General features: G+C 45.2%; 26 protein-coding genes. 20 read left to right on the plus strand and 6 right to left on the minus strand.

Annotated features, from left to right (window positions below; genetic code table 11):
• Positions 1 to 145: 145 nt before the first annotated feature.
• From uxaC to NSQ16_RS06705, 10 genes are all read left to right on the plus strand, one after another.
• On the plus strand, positions 146 to 1,567 hold the full coding sequence (gene uxaC / locus NSQ16_RS06660) for a glucuronate isomerase (protein ID WP_339232626.1): 1,422 nt from the start codon (positions 146 to 148) through the stop codon (positions 1,565 to 1,567).
• 67 nt (positions 1,568 to 1,634) lie between these two features.
• The gene (locus tag NSQ16_RS06665) at positions 1,635 to 3,014 is read left to right on the plus strand and encodes an MFS transporter (RefSeq protein WP_326149945.1); all 1,380 of its coding nucleotides are present in this window, start codon (positions 1,635 to 1,637) and stop codon (positions 3,012 to 3,014) included.
• Between the two features lie 104 nt (positions 3,015 to 3,118).
• A complete protein-coding gene (gene allD / locus NSQ16_RS06670; RefSeq protein ID WP_029726241.1) occupies positions 3,119 to 4,132 on the plus strand; it encodes an ureidoglycolate dehydrogenase in 1,014 nt (337 codons plus the stop codon).
• A 5-nt stretch (positions 4,133 to 4,137) separates the two neighbouring features.
• Positions 4,138 to 5,157, plus strand: coding sequence for a zinc-binding alcohol dehydrogenase family protein (locus tag NSQ16_RS06675; RefSeq protein ID WP_029726240.1), 1,020 nt, complete (start codon positions 4,138 to 4,140; stop codon positions 5,155 to 5,157).
• A gap of 25 nt (positions 5,158 to 5,182) precedes the next feature.
• Positions 5,183 to 6,262, plus strand: coding sequence for a mannonate dehydratase (gene uxuA / locus NSQ16_RS06680; RefSeq protein WP_230488575.1), 1,080 nt, complete (start codon positions 5,183 to 5,185; stop codon positions 6,260 to 6,262).
• The gene (locus NSQ16_RS06685; RefSeq protein WP_227057392.1) at positions 6,259 to 7,095 is read left to right on the plus strand and encodes an SDR family oxidoreductase; all 837 of its coding nucleotides are present in this window, start codon (positions 6,259 to 6,261) and stop codon (positions 7,093 to 7,095) included. The genes uxuA and NSQ16_RS06685 overlap by 4 nt, the downstream gene beginning before the upstream one ends.
• 47 nt (positions 7,096 to 7,142) lie before the next feature.
• The gene (locus NSQ16_RS06690; RefSeq protein ID WP_230488574.1) at positions 7,143 to 8,411 is read left to right on the plus strand and encodes an MFS transporter; all 1,269 of its coding nucleotides are present in this window, start codon (positions 7,143 to 7,145) and stop codon (positions 8,409 to 8,411) included.
• Positions 8,412 to 8,498: 87 nt separating this feature from the next.
• Complete coding sequence (locus NSQ16_RS06695; protein ID WP_198878889.1) at positions 8,499 to 9,500, plus strand: LacI family DNA-binding transcriptional regulator; 1,002 nt, start codon at positions 8,499 to 8,501, stop codon at positions 9,498 to 9,500.
• A gap of 74 nt (positions 9,501 to 9,574) precedes the next feature.
• Positions 9,575 to 11,017, plus strand: a complete 1,443-nt coding sequence (locus NSQ16_RS06700; protein ID WP_198878890.1) for a tagaturonate reductase — start codon at positions 9,575 to 9,577, stop codon at positions 11,015 to 11,017.
• Entirely contained in the window at positions 11,014 to 12,507 is a 1,494-nt protein-coding gene (locus tag NSQ16_RS06705) for an altronate dehydratase family protein (RefSeq protein ID WP_198878891.1), read from the plus strand. Before NSQ16_RS06700 ends, NSQ16_RS06705 begins: the two co-directional genes overlap by 4 nt.
• Positions 12,508 to 12,545: 38 nt before the next feature.
• Here the strand turns inward: NSQ16_RS06705 and NSQ16_RS06710 are convergent, their stop codons facing one another.
• Together NSQ16_RS06710 and NSQ16_RS06715 are read right to left on the minus strand one after the other, a co-directional pair.
• Positions 12,546 to 13,310, minus strand: coding sequence for a sulfite exporter TauE/SafE family protein (locus NSQ16_RS06710; RefSeq protein ID WP_003245643.1), 765 nt, complete (start codon positions 13,308 to 13,310; stop codon positions 12,546 to 12,548).
• A 224-nt stretch (positions 13,311 to 13,534) separates the two neighbouring features.
• Positions 13,535 to 13,999, minus strand: coding sequence for a DinB family protein (locus tag NSQ16_RS06715; protein ID WP_339232629.1), 465 nt, complete (start codon positions 13,997 to 13,999; stop codon positions 13,535 to 13,537).
• 148 nt (positions 14,000 to 14,147) lie between these two features.
• Here NSQ16_RS06715 and yjoB point away from each other — a divergent pair, with 148 nt between their 5' ends.
• From yjoB to phrA, 3 genes are all read left to right on the plus strand, one after another.
• Positions 14,148 to 15,419, plus strand: coding sequence for an ATPase YjoB (yjoB, locus tag NSQ16_RS06720; protein WP_327836590.1), 1,272 nt, complete (start codon positions 14,148 to 14,150; stop codon positions 15,417 to 15,419).
• A 144-nt stretch (positions 15,420 to 15,563) separates the two neighbouring features.
• On the plus strand, positions 15,564 to 16,700 hold the full coding sequence (gene rapA / locus NSQ16_RS06725; protein ID WP_015252291.1) for a response regulator aspartate phosphatase RapA: 1,137 nt from the start codon (positions 15,564 to 15,566) through the stop codon (positions 16,698 to 16,700).
• Entirely contained in the window at positions 16,690 to 16,824 is a 135-nt protein-coding gene (phrA, locus tag NSQ16_RS06730; protein WP_003245487.1) for a phosphatase RapA inhibitor PhrA, read from the plus strand. The genes rapA and phrA overlap by 11 nt, the downstream gene beginning before the upstream one ends.
• A gap of 29 nt (positions 16,825 to 16,853) precedes the next feature.
• Here the strand turns inward: phrA and NSQ16_RS06735 are convergent, their stop codons facing one another.
• Entirely contained in the window at positions 16,854 to 17,111 is a 258-nt protein-coding gene (locus tag NSQ16_RS06735) for a YciI family protein (protein ID WP_024572656.1), read from the minus strand.
• 120 nt (positions 17,112 to 17,231) lie between these two features.
• Here NSQ16_RS06735 and NSQ16_RS06740 point away from each other — a divergent pair, with 120 nt between their 5' ends.
• A complete protein-coding gene (locus NSQ16_RS06740; protein ID WP_173614032.1) occupies positions 17,232 to 18,185 on the plus strand; it encodes an N-acetylmuramoyl-L-alanine amidase in 954 nt (317 codons plus the stop codon).
• A 39-nt stretch (positions 18,186 to 18,224) separates the two neighbouring features.
• Here NSQ16_RS06740 and NSQ16_RS06745 read toward each other — a convergent pair whose 3' ends face one another.
• On the minus strand, positions 18,225 to 18,602 hold the full coding sequence (locus NSQ16_RS06745) for a PH domain-containing protein (RefSeq protein ID WP_014479546.1): 378 nt from the start codon (positions 18,600 to 18,602) through the stop codon (positions 18,225 to 18,227).
• Between the two features lie 104 nt (positions 18,603 to 18,706).
• On the opposite strand from NSQ16_RS06745, the gene NSQ16_RS06750 reads away from it, so the two are divergent.
• Both NSQ16_RS06750 and NSQ16_RS06755 read left to right on the plus strand, forming a co-directional pair.
• Entirely contained in the window at positions 18,707 to 19,309 is a 603-nt protein-coding gene (locus NSQ16_RS06750; RefSeq protein ID WP_015252289.1) for a poly-gamma-glutamate hydrolase family protein, read from the plus strand.
• Positions 19,310 to 19,385: 76 nt separating this feature from the next.
• On the plus strand, positions 19,386 to 20,222 hold the full coding sequence (locus NSQ16_RS06755; RefSeq protein WP_131227335.1) for a manganese catalase family protein: 837 nt from the start codon (positions 19,386 to 19,388) through the stop codon (positions 20,220 to 20,222).
• A 43-nt stretch (positions 20,223 to 20,265) separates the two neighbouring features.
• Here the strand turns inward: NSQ16_RS06755 and NSQ16_RS06760 are convergent, their stop codons facing one another.
• Together NSQ16_RS06760 and xre are read right to left on the minus strand one after the other, a co-directional pair.
• Positions 20,266 to 20,862: an ImmA/IrrE family metallo-endopeptidase gene (locus tag NSQ16_RS06760; RefSeq protein WP_230488569.1), complete on the minus strand. Its 597-nt coding sequence runs from the start codon at positions 20,860 to 20,862 to the stop codon at positions 20,266 to 20,268.
• A 162-nt stretch (positions 20,863 to 21,024) separates the two neighbouring features.
• Positions 21,025 to 21,366: an HTH-type transcriptional regulator Xre gene (gene xre / locus NSQ16_RS06765; RefSeq protein WP_003232719.1), complete on the minus strand. Its 342-nt coding sequence runs from the start codon at positions 21,364 to 21,366 to the stop codon at positions 21,025 to 21,027.
• Positions 21,367 to 21,543: 177 nt separating this feature from the next.
• Here xre and NSQ16_RS06770 point away from each other — a divergent pair, with 177 nt between their 5' ends.
• From NSQ16_RS06770 to NSQ16_RS06785, 4 genes are read left to right on the plus strand one after another with little or no spacing between them, the layout of a single operon-like run.
• Positions 21,544 to 21,723, plus strand: a complete 180-nt coding sequence (locus NSQ16_RS06770; protein WP_003232712.1) for a hypothetical protein — start codon at positions 21,544 to 21,546, stop codon at positions 21,721 to 21,723.
• Complete coding sequence (locus tag NSQ16_RS06775; protein ID WP_339232631.1) at positions 21,710 to 22,546, plus strand: phage portal protein; 837 nt, start codon at positions 21,710 to 21,712, stop codon at positions 22,544 to 22,546. Before NSQ16_RS06770 ends, NSQ16_RS06775 begins: the two co-directional genes overlap by 14 nt.
• Entirely contained in the window at positions 22,446 to 23,246 is an 801-nt protein-coding gene (locus tag NSQ16_RS06780; RefSeq protein WP_339232632.1) for an ATP-binding protein, read from the plus strand. The genes NSQ16_RS06775 and NSQ16_RS06780 overlap by 101 nt, the downstream gene beginning before the upstream one ends.
• Positions 23,246 to 23,413: a hypothetical protein gene (locus NSQ16_RS06785; protein ID WP_003245588.1), complete on the plus strand. Its 168-nt coding sequence runs from the start codon at positions 23,246 to 23,248 to the stop codon at positions 23,411 to 23,413. Before NSQ16_RS06780 ends, NSQ16_RS06785 begins: the two co-directional genes overlap by 1 nt.
• Positions 23,414 to 23,436 lie beyond the last annotated feature (23 nt).

Below are 23,436 nucleotides of genomic sequence, written 5' to 3' on the forward strand. Positions count from 1 at the left end.
CAATGTCTTTTTTTTTGTTTATATGCTAACGTTAACATTTCATTTTCAAAAAAGAGATTGATCTCAGAGGAATATAAAGGTAAAATAGATACAAATCAAAATGTTAACGTTAACATTTTGAAATAGAATGAAAGACGGTGAGGACATGGACCCCTTCATGGGCGAAAACTTTTTATTGAAAAATGAAACCGCTGTCAGCCTCTATCACAATTATGCGAAAGACATGCCAATTATTGATTACCACTGCCACTTAAGTCCGAAAGAAATCTATGAAAATAAGACATTTCAAAACATCACGGAAGCCTGGCTGTATGGTGACCATTATAAATGGCGCATCATGAGAGCCAATGGAATTGAGGAGACATACATTACCGGAGATGCGCCTGATGAGGAGAAATTTATGGCTTGGGCGAAAACCGTGCCGATGGCGATTGGCAATCCACTCTACAACTGGACTCACTTAGAATTGCAGCGTTTTTTTGGCATTTACGAGATTTTAAACGAGAAGTCCGGGCCGGCTATATGGAAACGGACAAATGAACTGCTCAAAGGGGAAGGCTTCGGGGCAAGGGATTTAATCGTGAAATCAAATGTAAAGGTTGTGTGCACCACAGATGACCCTGTTGATTCTCTTGAATACCATCTATTATTAAGAGAAGACAAAGACTTTCCTGTCAGTGTGCTGCCTGGATTTCGGCCGGATAAAGGACTTGAGATCAATCGTGAAGGCTTTACTGAGTGGGTGCAGGCGCTTGAAGATGCCGCTGCCATATCGATTACAACCTATGATGAGTTTTTAAAGGCGTTGGAAAAACGAGTGCGATTCTTCCACTCAGCCGGCGGCAGAGTTTCTGATCACGCGATAGATTCAATGGTATTTGCCGAAACAACAAAAGAAGAAGCTGGACGGATTTTTTCTGACAGATTACAAGGAACAGAGGTTTCTTGTGAAGATGAGAAGAAATTTAAGACATATACGCTTCAGTTTCTTTGCGGTTTGTATGCGGAGCTCGATTGGGCGATGCAGTTTCATATCAACGCTTTAAGAAACACGAATACAAAAATGATGAAAAGGCTCGGACCTGATACAGGGTATGATTCAATGAACGATGAAGAAATTGCTAAGCCTTTATACAAGCTGTTGAACTCAGTTGAGATGAAGAACCAGCTGCCGAAAACGATTTTATATTCACTGAATCCAAATGATAACTATGTCATCGCCAGCATGATCAACAGTTTTCAGGACGGTATTACCCCGGGAAAAATACAATTCGGCACAGCCTGGTGGTTTAACGATACTAAAGACGGAATGCTCGACCAAATGAAAGCGTTATCAAATGTTGGCCTTTTCAGCCGTTTTATCGGCATGCTCACCGATTCCAGAAGCTTTCTTTCGTATACGCGCCACGAATATTTCAGGCGGATCGTCTGCAATTTGATTGGAGAATGGGTGGAAAACGGCGAAGTGCCGCGCGATACGGAGCTTCTGGGAAGCATCGTTCAGGGGATTTGCTATGACAATGCGAAACACTACTTTCAATTTCAAGAAGAGAAAGCAAACGTGTAACAAAGTGTCCGCTCAGTATCGCTGAGCGGATCACTATCCGAAAATTCTTAAGACACAGAGGTGGAACATGCGAACTGAACTGGCAAATAAGGTTGTGTCGGTCGAAACGGAAAAAAGGCTTTCATTGAAAGAGAAAATGTCCTATGGTTTTGGTGATTTTGGCAATGGTTTTATGTTTGATCTCGGCCAGATTTATTTATTGAAGTATTTCACTGATGTAGCGGGAATCCCCGCTGCGATGGCCGGCGGCATTTTTTTAGTCAGTAAGCTGTTTGCGGCGATAACAGATCCAATTGTCGGCTCATCAATCGATTATCGCAAAAACATCGGCAAACGGGGGAAATTCAGGCCTTATCTATTAATCGGCAGCCTCGTGCTTGCGGTGCTTACTGTTCTTATTTTTCTGTCTCCCAGTGTATCAACGACCGGAAAACTGATTTATGCATATGCATCCTATATGATTTGGGGCATCGGCTATTCGTTTGTGAATATTCCGTACGGCTCATTAGGGGCAGCGATGACTCAAAATTCTGAGGACCGGACCTCCATTTCGACGTTCCGCCAAATCGGATCACTTGGCGCCTTGTTTATCACGAGTGTGGCCGTGATGCCGCTGCTCGTCAAGTTTGATAATCCGAAGGTCGGCTACCCGGTGGTCATGGGCTTGTTCGCCGCGCTCGGTGTGTTTTGGTTTTATATTTGCTACCGCAACTGCAAAGAGCGCATTGTCATATCGGAAGCACCCAAAGAAAAATTAACACTCTCATCTGTCGTCAAAACATTTATTACAAATAAACCGCTGTTAACCCTTGTCCTGATGACGATTTTTTCAATTTCCGCATACAACATTAAATCCGCCATGCTCGTCTATTTCGCACAATATAACTTGGGCAATGTTGAATTAATGGCTTATATGAACTTCATCATTATCGGTTCTTCCTTTTTGGGCGTCGTATTCCTTCCAAAGCTCGTCAAGATGTTTGGAAAGAAACGAACGGCAATGATCGGCTTTGGCATCAGTGTGGCCGCGGATCTGATCAACTTTATGCTTCCATCTAACGTTTATGTGTTTACAATTCTCGCCAGTATCGCCTTTATCGGAATCAGTATCCCAAATGGCATCACGTGGGCTCTTGTATCCGATATTATCGACTATGGCGAATGGAAATCCGGTGAACGGAAGGAAGCAACGACATATTCACTTTTCAATTTCTCAAGAAAGCTTGCTCAATCTTTGTCTGGCTTTCTCTCGGGGATCGGTTTGGGGATTATCGGCTATGTGCCGAATGCAGTCCAGACAGCACAGGCGCTGATTGGCATCAAAGCGCTGCTTCTTCTGTATCCGGCCATTGCTTTGGCATTAGCGATGATCATTATCGGCTTTCTATATAAACTCACAGACCAGCAGCATGCTCAGATTGTTCAGGATCTTCATCAAAAGAGCTGACAATATAATATAGAGAATATTTAAAATAATTTGTAAATAAAATGTGTTTGTAGGGGTTTCGCTAGGAGAGTGCCCAAAAAACTGAAAAGGAAGGAGGCACTTGCTTGAAAACGATAACAATTGCAGCTGAAGAAGCAAAGGAACTCGTTCGGCAAAAGCTGGCCGGTGCCGGTTTGAATGAACGAGATGCTGAAAAAGTAGCAGATGTTCTCGTGCACGCTGATTTGCGCAATGTACATTCGCATGGCGTGCTGCGCACAGAACACTATGTGAACAGGCTTTTAGCGGGAGGGATCAATCCTGGGGCACAGCCTGTTTTTAAAGAAACGGGGCCTGTGACCGGGGTGCTTGACGGAGACGATGGTTTCGGTCATGTGAATTGCGACATGGCGATGGACCATGCAATTGACATGGCGAAGAAAAAAGGAGTCGGCATGGTCACGGCCGTAAACAGCAGCCATTGCGGAGCGCTAAGCTATTTTGTGCAAAAAGCGGCTGACGAAAAGCTGATCGGAATAGCAATGACGCATACAGACAGTATCGTTGTCCCGTTTGGGGGGAGGACTCCTTTTTTAGGGACAAATCCGATTGCTTACGGTGTTCCGGCTAAGCATAAAAAACCGTTTATCCTAGATATGGCGACATCCAAAGTGGCTTTTGGGAAGATTCTGCAGGCCCGTGAAGAGGGCAAAGAAATTCCTGAAGGATGGGGAGTCGATGAAAACGGAGAAGCAGTAACTGATCCTGACAAGGTCGTCTCACTTTCAACATTCGGGGGCCCGAAAGGCTATGGACTATCGATTGTGGTGGATGTATTTTCAGGATTGCTGGCGGGCGCGGCTTTTGGCCCTCATATTGCCAAAATGTACAGCGGCCTTGATCAAAAAAGAAAGCTGGGGCATTACGTTTGCGCGATCAATCCAGCCTTTTTTACTGACTGGGATACGTTTTTAGAGCAGATGGATGCCATGATCGATGAACTGCAGCAATCACCGCCGGCTGTTGGATTCGAAAGAGTGTATGTGCCCGGCGAGATCGAGCAGCTGCATGAAGAAAGAAATAAGAAAAACGGAATTTCTATCGTCCGGAGCGTGTATGAATTCTTAAAAAGCAGGTGAGAAAAATGAAAGCGGTTCAAGTGCGAAAAGCGTATGATCTGGTGACAGCGGAGGTGAAGAAGCCAGTTCTTTCAAAGGATGATGAAGTGCTCGTGAAAGTCAAGCGAGTCGGCATTTGCGGTTCAGACATGCACATTTATCATGGAACGAATCCGCTTGCTACCCTCCCGAGAGTCATCGGACACGAGGTAACGGGACAAGTGGAGGAAGTTGGTGCGAAAGTACAGAGCCTAAAACCCGGTGATCATGTGGTAATTGAGCCGATTTCTTATTGCGGATCGTGCTATGCCTGCCGCAAAGGGCGCCCGAATGTTTGCGCCAAGCTTTCTGTATTTGGCGTACATGAGGACGGAGGCATGCGGGAATATATTGTGCTTCCGGAAAGGCAGCTTCACGCGGTCTTAAAGGACTTGCCTTGGGAGGAAGCAGTCATGGCCGAGCCTTATACGATAGGCGCCCAGGCAGTGTGGAGAGGCCAGGTGGAAAAAGGTGATACCGTCCTGATCCAGGGAGCGGGACCCATCGGGATCTGTGTGTTAAAAATGGCAAAACTGGCGGGCGCTGCTGTCATGATGACTGACTTGAACAACGAGCGGCTGGCATTTGCGAAAGAAAACGGCGCCGATGCTGTTGTAAATGTCCAAGCAGAAAATGTTGCCGAGCGGGTCCATGAATGGACTGGGAATGAAGGAGCAAACGTGGTCATTGATGCTGTTTGCCTGCCGGAGACTTTTGCACTTTCAATTGAGGCTGTGTCACCGGCGGGACATGTGGTTGTGCTTGGATTTGATGAAAGAGCGGCTCAGATTTCTCAGCTGCCGATTACAAAAAAAGAAGTCACGATAACCGGATCGCGATTGCAGACCAATCAGTTTCCAAAAGTGGTAGAGCTTTTGAATGGAGGCCGGTTAGTGCATAACGGGCTGGTGACCCATACATTTTCAGTTGATGACGTTCATCATGCATTTCAGTTTATTAAGGAGCATCCAGATCAGGTGCGGAAAGCCGTCATCACGTTTGATTAAAATGACTGAATCCGGAGGTGCGAGCATGAATATGACATTCCGATGGTATGGACGAGGCAACGATACAGTCACACTTGAACACGTGAAGCAAATTCCCGGTGTCAAAGGCATCGTTTGGGCTCTCCATCAAAAGCCTGTCGGCGACGTGTGGGAAAAAGAAGAAATCCGAGCCGAGACCGAATATATTCAATCCTATGGTTTTCATGCTGAAGTTGTAGAAAGCGTGAATGTTCACGAAGCAATTAAACTTGGGAACGAAGAACGCGGCCGGTATATTGAAAACTACAAGCAAACGATCCGCAACCTTGCCGGATTTGGCGTGAAAGTGATCTGCTATAATTTTATGCCGGTTTTTGACTGGACACGCACGGACATGTTCCGGCCGCTAGAAGATGGATCGACCGCTCTGTTTTTTGAAAAGGCCAAGGTGGAAAGCCTTGATCCTCAAGAGCTGATTCGGACGGTGGAGGATGCATCTGACATGACACTGCCGGGGTGGGAGCCCAAAAAATTGGCTCGGATCAAAGAGCTTTTTGCTGCCTACAGAACGGTCGATGAAGAAAAGTTATGGGACAATTTATCATTCTTTTTGCAGGAAATTCTTCCTGTTGCTGAGGCCTATGGTGTTCAAATGGCCATTCATCCGGATGACCCGCCGTGGCCGATTTTCGGACTGCCGCGCATTATCACAGGAGAGGCAAGCTATAAGAAACTGCGGGCGATATCAGATTCACCGTCTAATTGTATCACCCTTTGTACAGGTTCAATGGGAGCCAATCCCGCTAACGACATGGTGGAGATCGCTAAAACGTATGCTGGCATCGCTCCATTTTCACATATTCGCAATGTGAAAATTTATGAGAATGGCGATTTTATTGAAACATCTCATTTAACAAAGGATGGTTCGATCAACATTCAAGGCGTGATGGAAGAACTGCATAAGCAGGATTACGAAGGATATGTCAGACCGGATCATGGGCGCCATCTTTGGGGCGAGCAATGCCGCCCGGGATATGGCTTATACGATCGGGCACTTGGCATCATGTATTTGAACGGGCTGTGGGACGCCTATGAAGCAATGGCAAAAAAAGAGGTGGACGTATGATCCCGCTGCATGAGAACCTGGCTGGTAAAACGGCTGTCATCACTGGCGGCAGCGGCGTGCTTTGCTCTGCGATGGCCCGGGAGCTAGCCCGTCATGGCATGAAGGTGGCGATTTTGAATCGGACGGCTGAAAAAGGCCAAGCGGTCGAGAAGGAGATAACGGTGGCTGGCGGCACAGCGTGCGCTGTTGCTGCGGATGTGCTGGACAGGATGTCACTGGAGCGGGCAAAGGAAGACATCCTTGGCCAATTTGGCGCTGTTGATCTGTTAATTAACGGGGCTGGCGGCAATCATCCTGACGCGATAACCGATGTGGAGACATATGAAGAAGCGGGAGAAGGCCAATCCTTTTTTGATATGGATGAGAGGGGCTTTCTAACTGTATTCTCCACCAATTTCACCGGTGCGTTTCTGGCCTCGCAAGTGTTTGGAAAAGAGCTGCTGAAAGCCGATTCACCGGCGATTATCAATCTTTCTTCGATGAGTGCTTATTCACCTATGACGAAGGTTCCGGCATACAGTGCCGCCAAAGCATCGATCAATAATTTTACGATGTGGATGGCTGTTCATTTTGCCGAAACCGGGCTGCGGGTCAATGCGATTGCCCCAGGCTTCTTTCTGACAAAACAAAATCATGATCTGCTGATCAACCAAGACGGAACGTTCACCAGCCGATCTCACAAAATTATTGCGGGAACACCGATGAAGCGCTTCGGAAAACCCGAGGATTTGCTCGGTACGCTTCTTTGGCTGGCGGATGAATCCTATTCCGGTTTTGTCACTGGGATCACCGTTCCTGTCGATGGAGGATTTATGGCTTATTCAGGTGTGTAACGAAAGCGATGCAACAGAAACTGAACCAACATAGGGGTGAGGTTGAGATGTTTTCAAAAGATAAGCTTCCCGTTATCCTTTTTTTGTTCCTGGCAGGGGTGATTAATTACCTGGATCGCTCGGCGCTTTCCATTGCAGCTCCTTTTATTCAGGATGATCTCACATTGTCTGCCACGCAAATGGGCTTGATTTTCAGCAGTTTTTCGATTGGTTATGCGATTTTTAACTTTCTTGGGGGCGTGGCATCCGACCGCTATGGGGCAAAGCTGACCTTGTTTGTCGCGATGGTTGTTTGGTCGCTGTTTAGCGGAGCAGTCGCCCTCGCTTTTGGCTTTGTCAGCCTGCTGATTATACGCATTCTCTTCGGAATGGGAGAAGGCCCGCTTTCGGCGACCATCAACAAGATGGTGAACAACTGGTTCCCGCCGACCCAGCGGGCGTCTGTTATCGGTGTAACCAACAGCGGCACGCCGCTCGGGGGAGCCATTTCCGGCCCGATAGTCGGCATGATCGCAGTGGCGTTCAGCTGGAAGGTATCCTTCGTTCTCATTATGATTATTGGATTGATATGGGCAGTGCTCTGGTTCAAGTTTGTCAAAGAAAAGCCGCAAGAGACGATCAAGGAAGCATCGGCAATAAAAGCAGAAACGTCTCCCGGAGAAAAAATTCCGCTCACCTTTTACCTGAAGCAAAAAACGGTCCTGTTCACGGCGTTCGCTTTTTTCGCTTACAACTACATCCTCTTCTTCTTTTTGACGTGGTTTCCGAGCTATCTTGTCGACGAGCGGGGATTAAGTGTTGAATCGATGAGTGTCATCACGGTCATACCGTGGATTTTAGGATTTATCGGGCTGGCTGCAGGGGGATTTGTTTCTGACTATGTGTACAAAAAAACGGCCCGAAAAGGTGTGCTGTTCTCGCGCAAGGTTGTGCTTGTCACGTGTTTGTTTTCATCAGCTGTCCTGATTGGTTTTGCCGGGCTTGTGGCAACGACTGCGGGGGCTGTCACTCTTGTCGCTCTGTCAGTGTTCTTTCTTTATTTGACCGGTGCTATCTATTGGGCTGTCATTCAAGATGTGGTTGATCAAAACAATGTCGGTTCTGTTGGCGGCTTCATGCATTTCCTCGCCAACACGGCAGGAATTATCGGCCCGGCTTTAACCGGATTTATTGTTGACCAAACAGGCACGTTTTCTGGAGCATTTTTGCTTGCCGGAGGGCTGGCTGTCTTCGCTTCACTTGCTGTGATTCGTTTTGTCCGTCCAATCATCGGCAAGACAGCGGGAACAGAAGCGGAAAACCCTGTGTCTTATTAATCTGGAAATACAGTGGGAGAGGCGGTATGTTTGATGATACAATATACAGTAAATAATCGCAGCCGGTATGATAAGGAAGGGAATTAGATGGTAACCATAAAAGATATCGCAAAACTCGCAAACGTATCCCACACAACCGTTTCCAGAGCACTCAACAACAGCCCTTACATCAAAGAACATACGAAGAAAAAAATATTAGAGCTAGCAGAGCAGCTCAACTATACACCAAATGTAAATGCGAAAAGTCTGGCGATGCAAAAGTCGCATACGATCGGGCTTTTCTTTACAAGCATTACAAACGGAACCTCACACAGCTTCTTTGCAGACACAATCAAAGGCGTCAATCAAGCCATATGTGAGGATTACAATCTGTATGTGCGCGGCATTGATGATCTGAAAAACTATGACTCCGTTACACCGATGAGATATGACGGCATCATTTTAATGAGCCAAAGTGACATTGATAATTCTTTTATTTACCATATTCGCGAAAAAAACATTCCGCTTGTCGTGCTGAATCGTGATATTGATGATCGTACCATCACGAATATTTTGTCCAATGACAAGGAAGGCTCTCAAGAAGCTGTAGAATACTTCATTCAGTCCGGACATCAAGACATCGCCATCATCGAGGGGATCGAAGGCTTTAAATCCTCCCAGCAGCGAAAGGAAGGCTACTTATCTGCACTGATTCAACATCATATTCCGATCAAGCATGAATACAGTGTCAAAGGACAGTACGATATGGAAAGCGGCTTTCAAGCGATGGAGCGGCTGCTGGCACTGCCGAATCCTCCAACCGCTGTTTTTTGTTCGAATGATGACATGGCAATCGGAGCGATGAATGCGATATTCGCAAAGGGCCTGCGCGTTCCTGATGATATTTCGGTGATCGGGTTTGATGATATTGGGTTTTCACAGTACATCACGCCAAGGCTTTCAACAGTAAAGCGCCCAGTGGAGAAAATCAGCGTGCTCGGTGCGCAAAAACTCTTGTCGCTGATCAGCGAGCCCGAAACAAAAGCAGAAAAAATCTTGGAAAACACAGAATTTATGGTGCGTGATTCAGTCAGACGATTGACGACGTGATGTCCCGTTTTTCAGCGGGCATTCTTTATACAGAAAAATGTTAACGTGTGCATAAAAAGAGGGAGGCAATAAGGGTGCAGAAGCTGAATAAAAATGTGTACGATCACTATACTCAGTATCCAGAAAAAATTCTCCAATTCGGAGAAGGAAACTTTCTTCGGGGATTTATCGATTGGCAGATTGATCAATTGAATCAACACACTGATTTTAATGGGAGTGTGGCGGTTGTTCAGCCAAGGGGTTCAGAAAAAATCAAACGATTAAATGAGCAAGATGGATTATATACGCTTTTTTTACAAGGAATGAAAGATGGAGAAGCGGTAAACGAGCATATGATTATCAACTCAATCAGCCGGGGAATTGACCTGTTTTCTGATTATGAAGCATACAAAGAATTGGCATCAAGCGAAAGGCTTCGGTTTATCATCTCCAACACCACTGAGGCCGGGATTGTATGTGATGAAAAAGATCGTTTAGAGGATAGGCCGCAAAGAACATTCCCTGGGAAATTAACTGCATTTCTCTACTTCCGCTATCAGGCTTTTAAAGGAGATCAGACAAAAGGGTGTGTCCTACTCCCATGTGAACTGATCGAGAAGAACGGTGAAAAGCTGAAGGAAACGGTTCTTCATTATGCACATCTGTGGAAGCTGGAGGAAGGTTTTACACAGTGGGTTCATGAGGCCAATACGTTTTGTAATAGTTTAGTAGATCGGATTGTCCCGGGTTTTCCTGTAGACAGCATCGAGGAGATCACGGCAGATCTTGGCTATCAGGATGATTTGATAGTTGTGGGAGAGCAATATTATTTATGGGTTATCGAGGGGCCTGATTGGATTGGAAAAGAACTTCCCTTCGCGGCTGCAGGGCTGCATACAAAGATCGTCAGCGACCTCACCCCATACCGGACTAAAAAAGTAAGAATTTTAAATGGCGCTCATACAGCAATGACGCCAGTGGCTTTATTATACGGCTTAAAAACTGTTAGGGGTGCTGTCGAGCATCCGGTAGTGGGGCAATTTATAAGAGAGCTGATTGATGACGAAATTCTTCCTGTTTTAAAAATGGAAGGTCTTTCTCAGTATGCTGACGATGTGCTGAACCGTTTTAAAAACCCGTATATTAAGCATTACCTGGAAAGCATTGCATTGAACGCCATTTCCAAATTCAAAACGAGAAACCTGCCGACTCTTAAGGAATATGCTGAACAAAGGGGACAGCTTCCTGAACGCTTGGTGTTTTCTTTCAGCGCTCTTCTGTATTTTTATCATGATAACGAGACATTGCAGGATGATCCGGCAGTTCTTCAATTTTTCAAAGAGGTTTGGTGTCAGGAGGATGGCGACATGCTTCGGATTGCCTCAAGAGTGTTAGGCGAACAGTGGCTGTGGGGGGCAGATCTCAATGAGATACCGAAGCTGACTGATAGAGTCGCTGTTTACTTGAATCATATTCATGAGCTGGGCATGCAGAGGGCTCTTGAACAATACTGCATACAAGGGGGAGAGGTACGTTGAAGTCGTTTATAAAGATTCATAAGCAAGATAATGTCCTTCTTGCTCTGCGGGATATCCAAAAGGGAGAGAGGCTGCATGCGGACGGCGTGTCGATTGAAGTAAAGGATGATATAAAAAGAGGCCATAAGATTGCATTGCAGTCTATCAAAGAAAACGACAGCATCATCAAGTACGGGTCTCCAATCGGTCATGCATCACAAGATATCTCGATCGGAGAGCATATTCATGTCCATAATACGAAAACAAACCTGTCTGATATCCAATTATACAGCTATACACCGAGATTTGATGAAAATCCGTATTCTAATGAGAACCGGATGTTTAAAGGTTTTAGAAGAGAAAACGGAGATGCGGGTGTACGGAATGAATTGTGGATTGTCCCAACTGTCGGCTGTGTCAATGGAATAGCAGAAAAAATGCTGCAGCGTTTTGTCAGAGAAACAGGGGATATCGCTCCATTTGATAACGTACTGGTGTTAAAGCATCAATACGGATGCTCGCAGCTTGGCGACGATCATGAAAATACGAAGCAGATCCTGCTGAATGCCATTCGCCATCCAAATGCCGGCGGCGTCTTGGTGTTAGGGCTTGGCTGTGAAAACAATGAGCTGGCAAGAATGAAGGAAGCACTGCAAGATGTGAACCTGGAGCGGGTGAAGTTTCTGGAATCCCAGTCGGTGACCGACGAAATGGAGGCAGGTGTTGCTTTGCTGAAGGAAATTCATGAAGCGGCCAAAGGAGATAAGAGAGAAGACATCCCGCTGTCTGAACTGAAGATCGGGCTGAAATGCGGAGGTTCGGACGGTTTTTCCGGCATAACCGCAAACCCGCTGCTTGGACGTTTTTCAGATTATCTCATTGCACAGGGAGGGAGTACTGTGCTGACGGAAGTACCGGAAATGTTCGGCGCAGAAACCATCCTGATGCAGCGGGCTGCCAATGAAGAAGTGTTTCATAAGATAGTCGATTTAATCAATGATTTCAAACAATACTTTATTAAACATGATCAGCCGGTGTACGAAAATCCTTCACCGGGCAACAAAGCGGGCGGCATTTCTACACTTGAGGATAAATCGCTGGGCTGTACGCAAAAAGCGGGGATTTCTCCTGTCACGGATGTCTTGAAATACGGTGAAGTACTCAAGACAAAAGGGCTGACGCTTTTGAGCGCACCGGGCAATGATTTGATCGCCTCCTCCGCATTGGCGGCGGCCGGCTGCCAAATTGTCCTCTTTACAACGGGGAGAGGCACGCCGTTTGGCACCTTTGTCCCGACGGTGAAAGTAGCGACAAACACCGAGCTGTATGAAGCGAAGCCGCATTGGATTGATTTTAACGCAGGCCTTTTAGCAGAGGATGATGTTCATGAGGAATATGTGCTGCGTGAGTTTATCCACTATATGATTGAGGTGGCAAGCGGCCAGCTTGTGAACCATGAAAAAAATGATTTCAGAGAACTCGCCATTTTTAAATCGGGTGTGACGTTATAATAAGAAAAGGCTATCCTTCAAGCGGATAGCCTTCTTCATTAAATCAATTTTAAACCGCTGACTAAAATAATGGACGCCATAATAAATTGCAGCGGACGCGGGGAGAATCGAGGCGAAAGATGGCTCCCGATCAGTACGCCGGGAATTGAACCGAGGAGCAGATTAGCTGCCAGCATGTAATCCACGCTTCCGAAGCTTGCGTTCAAAATGCCTGCTGCCGTAACAAGAAGAAAAGCATGCGCGATATCGGTTCCGACAATCTGTGACGCTTTCATGTTAAATAAGTAAATCATAGCGATTGCAAATAATGAGCCGGACCCGATTGATGTTAATCCGACGATAAACCCAAACACAACACCAATAAGAATTGTCAGCGCCCGCTTATTTTCAAGCGGCATCAGCTGCCAGCGGTTGGGACGAAGTTTTCTATCCAAAAACAAACGAACGATGATTGAAATGGCAACCAGCGTTAACACATATCCTAGAGCGTGCTTAATAATTTCTTCCTGATGCTGGTGAAAGGCGGGGAACAAATGCAATATGCCAATGGCTAGCGAAGCACTCGGAATACTGCCGATGGCTAAGTATTTTACCAATTTAAAGTTAATCGTTTTCTGCCGCCAATGGGAGGCAACGCCAAACAGCTTTGTGATCGAGTTATATACAAGATCTGTACCGACCGCGATGGAAGGATTAATTCCAAGCACAATTAAAAGGGGAGTTAATAAGGCCGCTCCACCCACTCCCGTCAATCCGACTAAGGCTCCGACAAACAAACCCATCAATATGATGCTTACACTCATGATAAAGGCCTCCTGAAAACCCGACTATTTTTATCAGATTATATATGATTAGGACGCGTTAATCAATTAAATTTTTTGAATTTTTGCACGTTAGTTGCTTGAAATTTTGGTATGCTCAATATCTCTATTCATTTGCCCTATAATGAGTGTCTGGACGAAATCGAGAAGTACTAAAGGCGCAAAAAAAAGATACCTCTTAACAGGTATCTTTTTTCTTGTTTACGCTACATGCGCTGCTGATAGAAAGGAAGCTCAGTGTGGCCCATTTCCCGCACATACACGAACAGGTTGCCTTTATGGTGAATTTCATGCTCCATTGCAAGCTGAAGCAGCGCGCGGCCTGTGACTTTTCTGCCGAAAGCGGATGTCAGATCAATTTCTCTGTCCAGCTGCTCTTCAGTCAGCTGTTCAAGGATAGCGGCCGTTTTTTCTGTATATGTTTTTGCCAGAACATTGAGATCTGTTTCTGTTTCCTCCTGCTTGTTTTGAAATGATGAGGCATTGCCTTCCTTAATGACATTTGCGAACAAGTGGAAAGACGTAAGAATGTGTTTGACCAGTTCTTCTGCTGACATTGATGTTTCTGCCGGTTTGTAGCTGTAATGGTCTTTGCTGATTTTTTCGGCAAGCTCATTGGTCACGTTTCGATGGGATAAAAAATGGCTGACAATTTGATTGGATTGGCTCATTATGATCTCCTCCATATGTAAAAATAAATGGTGCAATGAAATCCTATATCAACGGTTATGAATTCACAAGTAATATGCTGTGGGATGAAACAAAATGCTATGTCAATCGTATATATAACGTTCACAAAACATGAAATGGAGTATAAACATGACTAACATACCTTTCATTTATCAGTACGCAGAAAAAGAGAATGAAAGAGCTGCGGCGGGCTACGGCACTTTCGGTTACCTTATCACACGGATTGAAGAAACGCTTTATAATCAATACGGTGTATTCTATGAGCTCTATGCCAGTGATGATCCAAATACGGAATACTGGGAGCTTCTTGTAGAAGATGTCCGCAGCGGTTCATTGGAGCCTGAGCATGTGGCATATATATTTGAAAAGCTTGAAAAGAAAACCTTTGCTTACGATGAAGATGAGAAAGAACCGGATTATACCGTCCATAAGTCTATAAGAAACAGTGTATACGCGTATCCCGAAAAGGGAGTTGCTTTTGCCAGAATTCCATATTTTCAAGATGGGAGCATTATGAGTTTTGATTGTCTGTTTGCGGTTAACGATGAAAAGATGCGTGCATTTCTGGAGGGAGTCAGACCGCGTCTTTGGGAAAAAAGCAAGCGGAAAGTGACCGTGTTTACGGATGGAGATGGAGGGACTTCAAGAGAGCAGGAAGCTATTGTAAGAGAGGTTCAGCGGAGTCATGTCATCATGAATCCGCTATTGAAAAAAGAGATATACAGATCAATTGATCAGTTTTTTCATAGTGATAAATCGTTTTATCAAACATATGACATCCCTTATAAGCGCGGCATTCTGTTATATGGACCTCCTGGAAACGGAAAGACGACGTTAGTGAAGTCGATCGCAGGCAGTATCGATGCACCTGTTGCTTATTGGCAAATTACTGAATTTACGTCGAGCGAGACAATAGAAGAAGTCTTTCAGGCAGCGAGACGCCTCGCTCCTGCAGTTCTGGTCATCGAGGATATAGATTCGATGCCGGAAGATGTGCGGTCCTTTTTTCTCAATACGCTGGACGGCGCGACATCAAAAGAGGGGCTATTTCTCATCGGTACGACAAACTATCCCGAAGAGATCGATCCAGGTTTGATGAATCGTGCAGGGCGATTTGACCGTGCCTATGAAATCGGGCTTCCGGATGAAGAGCTGCGGCTGGAATATATGAAAATGAGAGGCTTTGGCATCTTTTTGAGTGAAGGAGAAATAAAAAACGCCGCAAAACTTACAGAAGGCTTTTCCTTTGCACAGCTGGGAGAATTATATGTATCTTCAGCCCTTCAATGGCACCAAGAAGGGAATCACCATATTGAAACCATGGTGAAAGACATGACAGGAGAGCAAAGAAAAAGCCAGCGGGGAAGCTGGATGGAAAGAAACAAAGTCGGTTTTCACTAAAAGAAAGCACGGGTGTTTGAAAACCCCGTGCTTTTTTGTTGCGGTTAGCCGAAATTCGACAATTGCGGTTATTTTGCGTTCTTCTTTTTCTTGTAAATATGATAAAATATGACATATCTCGGGTAATTCAAAAGGGGGGATTAATTGAGGATGAAGCAGACGATTCCGTCCTCATATGTCGGGCTTAAAATTAATGAATGGTATACTCATATCCGGCAGTTCCACGTCGCTGAAGCCGAACGGGTCAAGCTCGAAGTAGAAAGAGAAATTGAGGATATGGAAGAAGACCAAGATTTGCTGCTGTATTATTCTTTAATGGAGTTCAGGCATCGTGTCATGCTGGATTACATTAAGCCTTTTGGAGAGGACACGTCGCAGCTGGAGTTTTCAGAATTATTAGAAGACATCGAAGGGAATCAGTACAAGCTGACAGGGCTTCTCGAATATTACTTTAACTTTTTTCGAGGAATGTATGAATTTAAGCAGAAGATGTTTGTCAGTGCCATGATGTACTATAAACGGGCAGAAAAGAATCTTGCCCTCGTCTCGGATGATATTGAGAAAGCCGAGTTTGCTTTTAAAATGGCTGAGATTTTTTACAATTTAAAACAAACCTATGTTTCGATGAGCTACGCCGTTCAGGCATTAGAAACATACCAAATGTATGAAACGTACACCGTCCGCAGAATCCAATGTGAATTCGTTATTGCAGGTAATTATGATGATATGCAGTATCCAGAAAGAGCATTGCCCCACTTAGAACTGGCTTTAGATCTTGCAAAGAAAGAAGGCAATCCCCGCCTGATCAGTTCCGCCCTATATAATCTCGGAAACTGCTATGAGAAAATGGGTGAACTGCAAAAGGCAGCCGAATACTTTGAGAAATCTGTTTCTATTTGCAAGTCGGAAAAGTTCGATAATCTTCCGCATTCTATCTACTCTTTAACACAAGTTCTGTATAAACAAAAAAATGACGCCGAAGCGCAAAAAAAGTATCGTGAAGGATTGGAAATCGCCCGTCAATACAGTGATGAATTATTTGTGGAGCTTTTTCAATTTTTACATGCGTTATACGGAAAAAACATAGACACAGAATCAGTCTCACACACCTTTCAATTTCTTGAAGAACATATGCTGTATCCTTATATTGAAGAGCTGGCGCATGATGCTGCCCAATTCTATATAGAAAACGGACAGCCCGAAAAAGCACTTTCATTTTATGAGAAAATGGTGCACGCACAAAAACAAATCCAGAGAGGAGATTGTTTATATGAAATCTAAATGGATGTCAGGTTTGTTGCTCGTTGCGGTCGGGTTCAGCTTTACTCAGGTGATGGTTCATGCAGGTGAAACAGCAAACACAGAAGGGAAAACATTTCATATTGCGGCACGCAATCAAACATGATGCATAAAAAAGACCCTTAGGGGTCTTTTTTATTTCTTCAGCTTCCATTCTTTTATCGTCAGCTCAGAAGATCCACTTGCCACCAGCGGATCCGCATGCCCGATTTCCGCTGCCTCTTCCAGTGAACCTGCTTCGATGACATACGCTCCGCCTGTGGCGTCGCTGAATGGCCCAAACATTTTTAAACGCTTTTCTGCCTGTAAACGATCCAGAAATTCATAGTGCCCAGCAACATGCTCCTGATTAAATTTCTCCGTTCTCATTGTCAGCATTAAATATGTATACATATTCAGACCCTCCATGAACTTCAGTTTAACACATTTATCCATATTACGGTGATAGATGATATGAGCTTTTCGTCCTACGAATGCCACCTATTTATGAAAAAAGAAAAGGAGAGATGATAGGTGAGCATTCCAGTAAAGAAAAATTTGGTTTCTGAGGCGAAATACGCGTTGAAGTGTCCTAATGCAATGTCCGCTGAATACATTACCATTCACAACACGGCAAACGATGCGTCAGCGGCCAATGAAATCAGCTATATGATCGGGAACACAAGCTCGACAAGCTTTCATTTTGCAGTCGATGATAAAGAGGTGATTCAAGGTCTGCCACTTAACCGAAACGCCTGGCACACAGGTGACGGCACAAACGGTCCGGGAAACCGCAAATCAATTGGCGTTGAGATTTGCTACAGCAAATCGGGAGGCCCGAAGTATGAGGCAGCTGAAGCCTTGGCGATTTCATTTGTTGCACAGCTGTTGAAGGAGCGCGGCTGGAGCATCGATCGGGTGAGAAAGCATCAGGACTGGAACGGAAAGTATTGCCCGCACCGCATTTTATCAGAGGGGCGCTGGGATCAAGTGAAGGCGGCAATTGAAAAGGAATTAAACGGGGGCGTATCAGCTAAAAAAGCAGCAGTCTCTTCTTCAGCGTCTGTATATCATGTGAAAAAAGGCGACACATTGTCAGGGATTGCCGCATCACACGGAGTCAGTGTGAAAACGCTGCAAAGCATCAATCATATTACTGACCCGAATTACATTAAAGTCGGACAAGTGATCAAACTGCCTCAGACGGCATCTGCTTCTAAAAGCCATGCCGCATCCTCATATCCGCTCCCATCCGGCGTGATCAAAGTGACAAGCCCGCTGACGAAAGGGACAAAAGTAAAGCAGGTGCAGACCGCTTTAGCCGCTCTTTATTTTTATCCTGATAAAGGAGCGGAAAATCACGGCGTTGACGGCGTTTATGGCCCGAAAACAGCAAATGCAGTGAAACGTTTTCAGTCTGTCAGCGGTTTAACGGCTGATGGGATTTACGGTCCGAAAACGAAAGCGAAGCTGGAGGAAAAGCTGTAAATGAAAAGACGGAAGCTGTGAAGCTTCCGTCTTTTTGCCTTACATACAAACTGCGGCAAGCACCTTTTGAATATCATAAATGCTCTCATCTTTTTTAAACTGCTTTGAGACGGCAGGGAGCTCTGCGCCGGAAATCCAAATTTTCAGCTCTGAATCGAGGTCAAAGCGGCCGGCCGTTTCCACGCTGAATCTGGAAATGCTTTTGTACGGAATCGATTGAAACTCCGTTTTCTTGCCTGTGATCCCCTGCTTGTCCACAAGAATAAGCCGCTTGTCAGTGAAGACAATCAAATCGCGAACCAGCTTAAACGCGGCTTCAACCTTCTCACCCTCAAGTAAAATATGAGCAAGCTCTTCTTTTACAGCAGCCGTTGACAGTGTTGACGCATTGCCGAGTAATCCATCAATAAACCCCATCATATACCTCCTCTGCGTATTCTATCAAATCATACTATAAAAAAGGTTTTCATTCATAGATGAGTAGAGTAAACTGGTGCTGACTGGTAAAGGGGGCGTTCAAAATGGAAGATATGTATGACAGCTTTGCAGCCCTTTCTGCTTCTGAGTCGGAGTACCGGATTATTTATGAGGAGAAAAACGGAAGTGAGCTTATCGTCCTCGGTCCTCACGGCGGCAGAATTGAGCCTGGCGTCAGTGAACTGGTACGGGCATTTTCGGATCGATGTTCCATCTATTTGTTTGAGGGTCTAAAGCAGCGAAACAACCGTTCCTTGCATCTCACTAGCATTCGTTTTGATGAGCCGCTGGCTTTAGAAAAAGTGAATGACCACCATTACGCATTAGCGTTTCACGGGTATTATGATCCGAAAATCCCGCATACATTGGTCGGGGGGGCGGATCGTAAAAAAGCCAAGCTCATTTGTGAGCGTCTGAATGAAGCGGGTTTTAGCGCCGAGCTCACCAATGAGAAAGACCGCCTGGCAGGTGTACACCCAAACAATATTGTCAATCGGACGAAAAGAGAAATGGGACTGCAATTGGAGGTAAGCACGGCACAGCGAAATGCGCTATTCCGCAATTTTGGGTGCCGTGATAAAAGCTACATACAAAACGATTTGTTTGATCGATATGTGGAAGCCGTCAAGCTTGGCTTTTATAAATAAAACTAGACGGGACCTGCACGGTCGGCCTATTCCTTCATACGCTGGGGTTGTGCGAAAGTGTGGGGAGGAATGATTCATGTTTTATCATATAAAAGAGCTTCAATATCAAGCAAAGCCAGCTCATCCTGATCCGGTTTATGCGAAAAAACTTCAAGAGGTGCTCGGCGGCCAATTCGGTGAAATTAGCGTCATGATGCAGTATTTGTTTCAAGGGTTTAACTGCAGGGCGGATACTAAGTATAGAGATTTGTTATATGATGTGGGGACCGAAGAGATTGGGCACGTAGAAATGCTGGCAACGATGATTTCCAGACTTCTGGACAATGCACCCGCGGATGTACAGGAGGATGCTTATAAAAGCAATCCCGCTATTGCAGCAGTCATGTCAGGGATGAATCCTCAGCACGCGATTGTGTCCGGATTGGGGGCGATGGCATCAGATAGTGAGGGCTATCCGTGGAATGCAAAATACATTATCTCAAGCGGAAACCTGCTGGCTGATTTTCGCGCTAACTTAAATGCGGAGGCCCAAGGACGCCTTCAGGTGACACGGCTTTATGCCATGACCGATGATCCAGGGGTAAGAGATATGCTGTCATTTTTGATTGCAAGGGATACCTATCATCAAAATATGTGGTACGCGGCCATTAAAGAGCTGGAGGAGAGAGAACGGGATATTGTCGTCCCGACGACGTTTCCGCGTGAGCTCGAAAAGCAGGAAGTCTCCTATGACCTGTTTAACTTTTCCAGGGGGGATGAAAGCTCACAAGGAAGATGGGCACATGGGGAAGCCTTTGACGGCCGGGGTGAATTCAGGTATATCCCGGCTCCGATTGCGTTCGCATCTGCGCCTCATCTTAAACCGGCGCCCATGTGGCTGCATAATACAGTTCCCCCAATGTCGAAATGTTAGGTTCTCTTCTGGGCTGAGGAATATATCCTTAGCCCGTATTTGATCAGATGTTTTTGCCAATATGATATAACGCTTTTTCCTCAGCGACCTGCAAGTGCTGCTGATCGCCTTCCTCGTACGCATTTGGCCGCTTGTGAGATAATAAATAAGCGAGCCGCTTCTGAAATTGAATACCTGCTTTACGCCGTTCAAACATGTCAAGCCTTTTATCAGCAAATTCCTTTGTTACCCGGAATACCGCCGCAATTGTGGCGAGTGCCTGGCTTCTCCATTGCGGCAGTTCCATCTGCAACAGCATAAAGGTTGGCACACAGAAGTGGTACATAAATTGATTTGCCTGGAATTCTTGAAGCTCTCTGAAGAGCTTGTGCATCTGAAAATGATTGCCTGCATGCTTTAACACGTGGCACAGCTCATGGCCAAAATCCTCCCATTGCTCTTCCCGTGACTTTTTTTGGTTCAATACGATACTGTACATGCCGTCGTATTTCACCATCATGCTCCCCATATCCTCAAAATGCACCCAAATATCCAGATCCTTTGCGATTTTCAGCATGTCAATGTGATGAGGGGATGTGATGCCCAGCCGGCCGTATAAATTTTTAACGTATTCCTCCAGATGTGATAAGTAATCGCCCAATTGAATACTCCCTTTCGAACATTTGTTCTGTTTTTAGCGAGAAAGAAAAGCCCGTATAGGACTGGAAAGTAGTGTAGAAATCTTTCCCTTTTCTTTAAAAAATAAACACTTTTTTCTTTATATCGGTCTACTTTTTATATGTTTTAGAGAACAGAGAACGATTTATTTATTTTTCGGTTTGCGGTTTTTCTCTTTTTCTTTTAAATAGTTGATAAATTCGATGGCCTGCTGTTTGCTTTCTGGGGAAAAATCCTGCATATCGCGGTATGCAAGCTGCAGGTCCGGATCTGAGAACATATCGTCATCGGATTTTTTGTCTTTTCCCGTTAATAAGTAATCAGTCGTTACTTGAAAGTAATCAGCCAGCTTTTGGAGTGTGTCGTAATCAGGTTCGCTTCGCCCATTTTCATAGTGGGAATATCGTGCCCGTGACACACCGATGTGTGATGCGATCTCTTCCTGTGTCCTTTTCCCTCTGAGACTCTTCAATCTGCCGCCTATCATACTATGACCTCTCTTTTTTAAACTCCCTACGTTACTTATGATTATAGATACAAAATGTATCAAAATAAAGTTATGATAAAAAAAGTATCAAAAATAACTTGATGATACAGATTGTATCGTTTATACTTGGTAACATCCGATACAAAATGTATCAAAAAAGATCAGGAGAGTGATCACATGTATCCGATCCAAATCGTTTTTAGTGAAAATCCCATAGATCAGCGCCATCTCGGACAATCCGGCGGCACCATTTCGTTTACCGCATGCGGCCTTCCGGTGTTTCACTTTGAAACGCAGGAACAGTTTCAAGCATACATGATGTTAAAAGGAGAAGCGGCGTACAATGAAAAACGATAAAAGCTATCCTTTTCCGACGTATTCAGGGTTATTGAATTCAGAACATTATGACAAAATTGGCCCGGCGTTATGGCTGTTTCTCTGGTTTATCAGCTCAACAACAAGAGAAATCGAAAAAGACGGCGTAAGCTGGGGCATCGTACTCGGCCATAAGCCGTTAAAAGCGAGAGAAATGGCGGCAGTCTTCGGCGTAAGTGAAAAAACCGTCAGAAGATGGCTGGAGCTTCTCGAAAACCATGATTACATAAAGGCCGTCCGTGCGCCATACGGACTGATGATTTCGGTCAAGCATTCCAAAAAATTCAGCTTCAGATCGGACAATACTGTACACGGGAGTCTAAAAGAACGGCCATTTTCGCCGCAGACACCGGACACAAACGACCGTACAGATATAGATAAAACAAACAAATATACTGCTGCTGATGATGCAGTGGATCACATTGCGAAGCGGTTTACACAATTACGGTCGGCTCAAGAAGGACGCACCGTGTATCCTTCCTCAAGAGATTATCAAGCCATCGCCCGCATTGTTGCCATCGGCGTTCCTGTCACGCAAACAATCAAATGGCTTGAAGAATGCTTTCAGGCTTTTGAAAACCGGCGGACCGCCGCTTCTGAAACAATCAAGGCTTTTCGCTACTGCTCGAAATTCATTGAAGATCGATTTTTCGCGCAGCAAGCCAAAAAGACTGCTGCAATTCAGCATGAGAGGATGAAAAAACATGACAAAACGAACAATCGAACAGATTTTGGACGAGCTGAGAAGAGGGAGACGTCCATTACTGGCGGACAAACCGTCCGAATCAGACGCAAGCAGGTATGATTGCCTGCGCTGCAAGGATCAGGGAGGTTATCTCGTCAGGCAGAATGGCCTGGAAGTCTGGACGATGTGCAGCTGCATAGCAGAACGGAAAGTGAAGAGGCTGCTGGGTGCAAGTGAGATTACCCACGCTTTCAGACAGCTCGGCTTCAAGGAATTCCGCACGGAGGGAAAGCCGCAGGCCATAAAAGACGCATTTGAGTGTACAAAAGAGTATGTTGCCGATTATGAACAAATCAAGGATTGCCGAAAAAACAGCATTGCTCTTTTAGGACAGCCTGGATCAGGGAAAACACACCTTTTGACTGCCGCTGCCAACGAATTAATGAGAACATGCTATGTGCCTGTCATTTATTTTCCGTTTGTGGAGGGCTTTACTGATCTGAAAAATGATTTTGCCCTATTAGAAGCGAAGCTGAACCGGATGAAGCAGGCGGATGTGCTGTTCATAGATGACCTGTTTAAACCGGTTAACGGCAAACCCCGCGCTACAGATTGGCAATTAGAGCAAATGTATTCGGTACTCAACTATCGCTACTTAAATCATAAACCGATTTTGCTTTCGAGCGAGCTGACAATTGAAGCACTTGTACGGGTCGATGAAGCGCTCGGCACGAGAATCTATGAGATGTGCAGTGACTATTTAGTGATTATCAAAGGAGCAGCCTACGAGCTTAACCATAGATTGGAGGGCGTCAGATAATGTGCAAGCTTTGTCAAACAAAGAAAGTCATTGTGGAACATACCGGTATTGGAGTCGTTTTTCATCCATGTCCGAACTGCCGGTCCGGCACTGACTTAACGCCTGTCATTCAAAAGCTGGAGCAAATGCTGACAGCGGGAAAAGCGAGGCTGAATATCTATGATTAAACAGCTGACTGCACTAATCGCTT

The organism is Bacillus sp. PS108, from assembly GCF_037963335.1.
GTDB classification, from domain to species: Bacteria; Bacillota; Bacilli; order Bacillales; family Bacillaceae; genus Bacillus; species Bacillus subtilis.

Excerpts from the sequence above, each read along its gene's own strand:
- uxaC (WP_339232626.1), top strand. The coding sequence starts at position 146 with ATGGACCCCTTCATGGGCGAAAACTTTTTATTGAAAAATGAAACCGCT.
- NSQ16_RS06665 (WP_326149945.1), top strand. The coding sequence starts at position 1,635 with ATGCGAACTGAACTGGCAAATAAGGTTGTGTCGGTCGAAACGGAAAAA.
- NSQ16_RS06675 (WP_029726240.1), top strand. The coding sequence starts at position 4,138 with ATGAAAGCGGTTCAAGTGCGAAAAGCGTATGATCTGGTGACAGCGGAG.
- uxuA (WP_230488575.1), top strand. The coding sequence starts at position 5,183 with ATGAATATGACATTCCGATGGTATGGACGAGGCAACGATACAGTCACA.
- NSQ16_RS06685 (WP_227057392.1), top strand. The coding sequence starts at position 6,259 with ATGATCCCGCTGCATGAGAACCTGGCTGGTAAAACGGCTGTCATCACT.
- NSQ16_RS06690 (WP_230488574.1), top strand. The coding sequence starts at position 7,143 with ATGTTTTCAAAAGATAAGCTTCCCGTTATCCTTTTTTTGTTCCTGGCA.
- NSQ16_RS06695 (WP_198878889.1), top strand. The coding sequence starts at position 8,499 with ATGGTAACCATAAAAGATATCGCAAAACTCGCAAACGTATCCCACACA.
- NSQ16_RS06710 (WP_003245643.1), bottom strand. The coding sequence starts at position 13,310 with ATGAGTGTAAGCATCATATTGATGGGTTTGTTTGTCGGAGCCTTAGTC.
- NSQ16_RS06715 (WP_339232629.1), bottom strand. The coding sequence starts at position 13,999 with ATGAGCCAATCCAATCAAATTGTCAGCCATTTTTTATCCCATCGAAAC.
- yjoB (WP_327836590.1), top strand. The coding sequence starts at position 14,148 with ATGACTAACATACCTTTCATTTATCAGTACGCAGAAAAAGAGAATGAA.
- phrA (WP_003245487.1), top strand. The coding sequence starts at position 16,690 with ATGAAATCTAAATGGATGTCAGGTTTGTTGCTCGTTGCGGTCGGGTTC.
- NSQ16_RS06735 (WP_024572656.1), bottom strand. The coding sequence starts at position 17,111 with ATGTATACATATTTAATGCTGACAATGAGAACGGAGAAATTTAATCAG.
- NSQ16_RS06745 (WP_014479546.1), bottom strand. The coding sequence starts at position 18,602 with ATGGGGTTTATTGATGGATTACTCGGCAATGCGTCAACACTGTCAACG.
- NSQ16_RS06750 (WP_015252289.1), top strand. The coding sequence starts at position 18,707 with ATGGAAGATATGTATGACAGCTTTGCAGCCCTTTCTGCTTCTGAGTCG.
- NSQ16_RS06755 (WP_131227335.1), top strand. The coding sequence starts at position 19,386 with ATGTTTTATCATATAAAAGAGCTTCAATATCAAGCAAAGCCAGCTCAT.
- xre (WP_003232719.1), bottom strand. The coding sequence starts at position 21,366 with ATGATAGGCGGCAGATTGAAGAGTCTCAGAGGGAAAAGGACACAGGAA.
- NSQ16_RS06770 (WP_003232712.1), top strand. The coding sequence starts at position 21,544 with ATGTATCCGATCCAAATCGTTTTTAGTGAAAATCCCATAGATCAGCGC.
- NSQ16_RS06775 (WP_339232631.1), top strand. The coding sequence starts at position 21,710 with ATGAAAAACGATAAAAGCTATCCTTTTCCGACGTATTCAGGGTTATTG.
- NSQ16_RS06780 (WP_339232632.1), top strand. The coding sequence starts at position 22,446 with ATGACAAAACGAACAATCGAACAGATTTTGGACGAGCTGAGAAGAGGG.
- NSQ16_RS06785 (WP_003245588.1), top strand. The coding sequence starts at position 23,246 with ATGTGCAAGCTTTGTCAAACAAAGAAAGTCATTGTGGAACATACCGGT.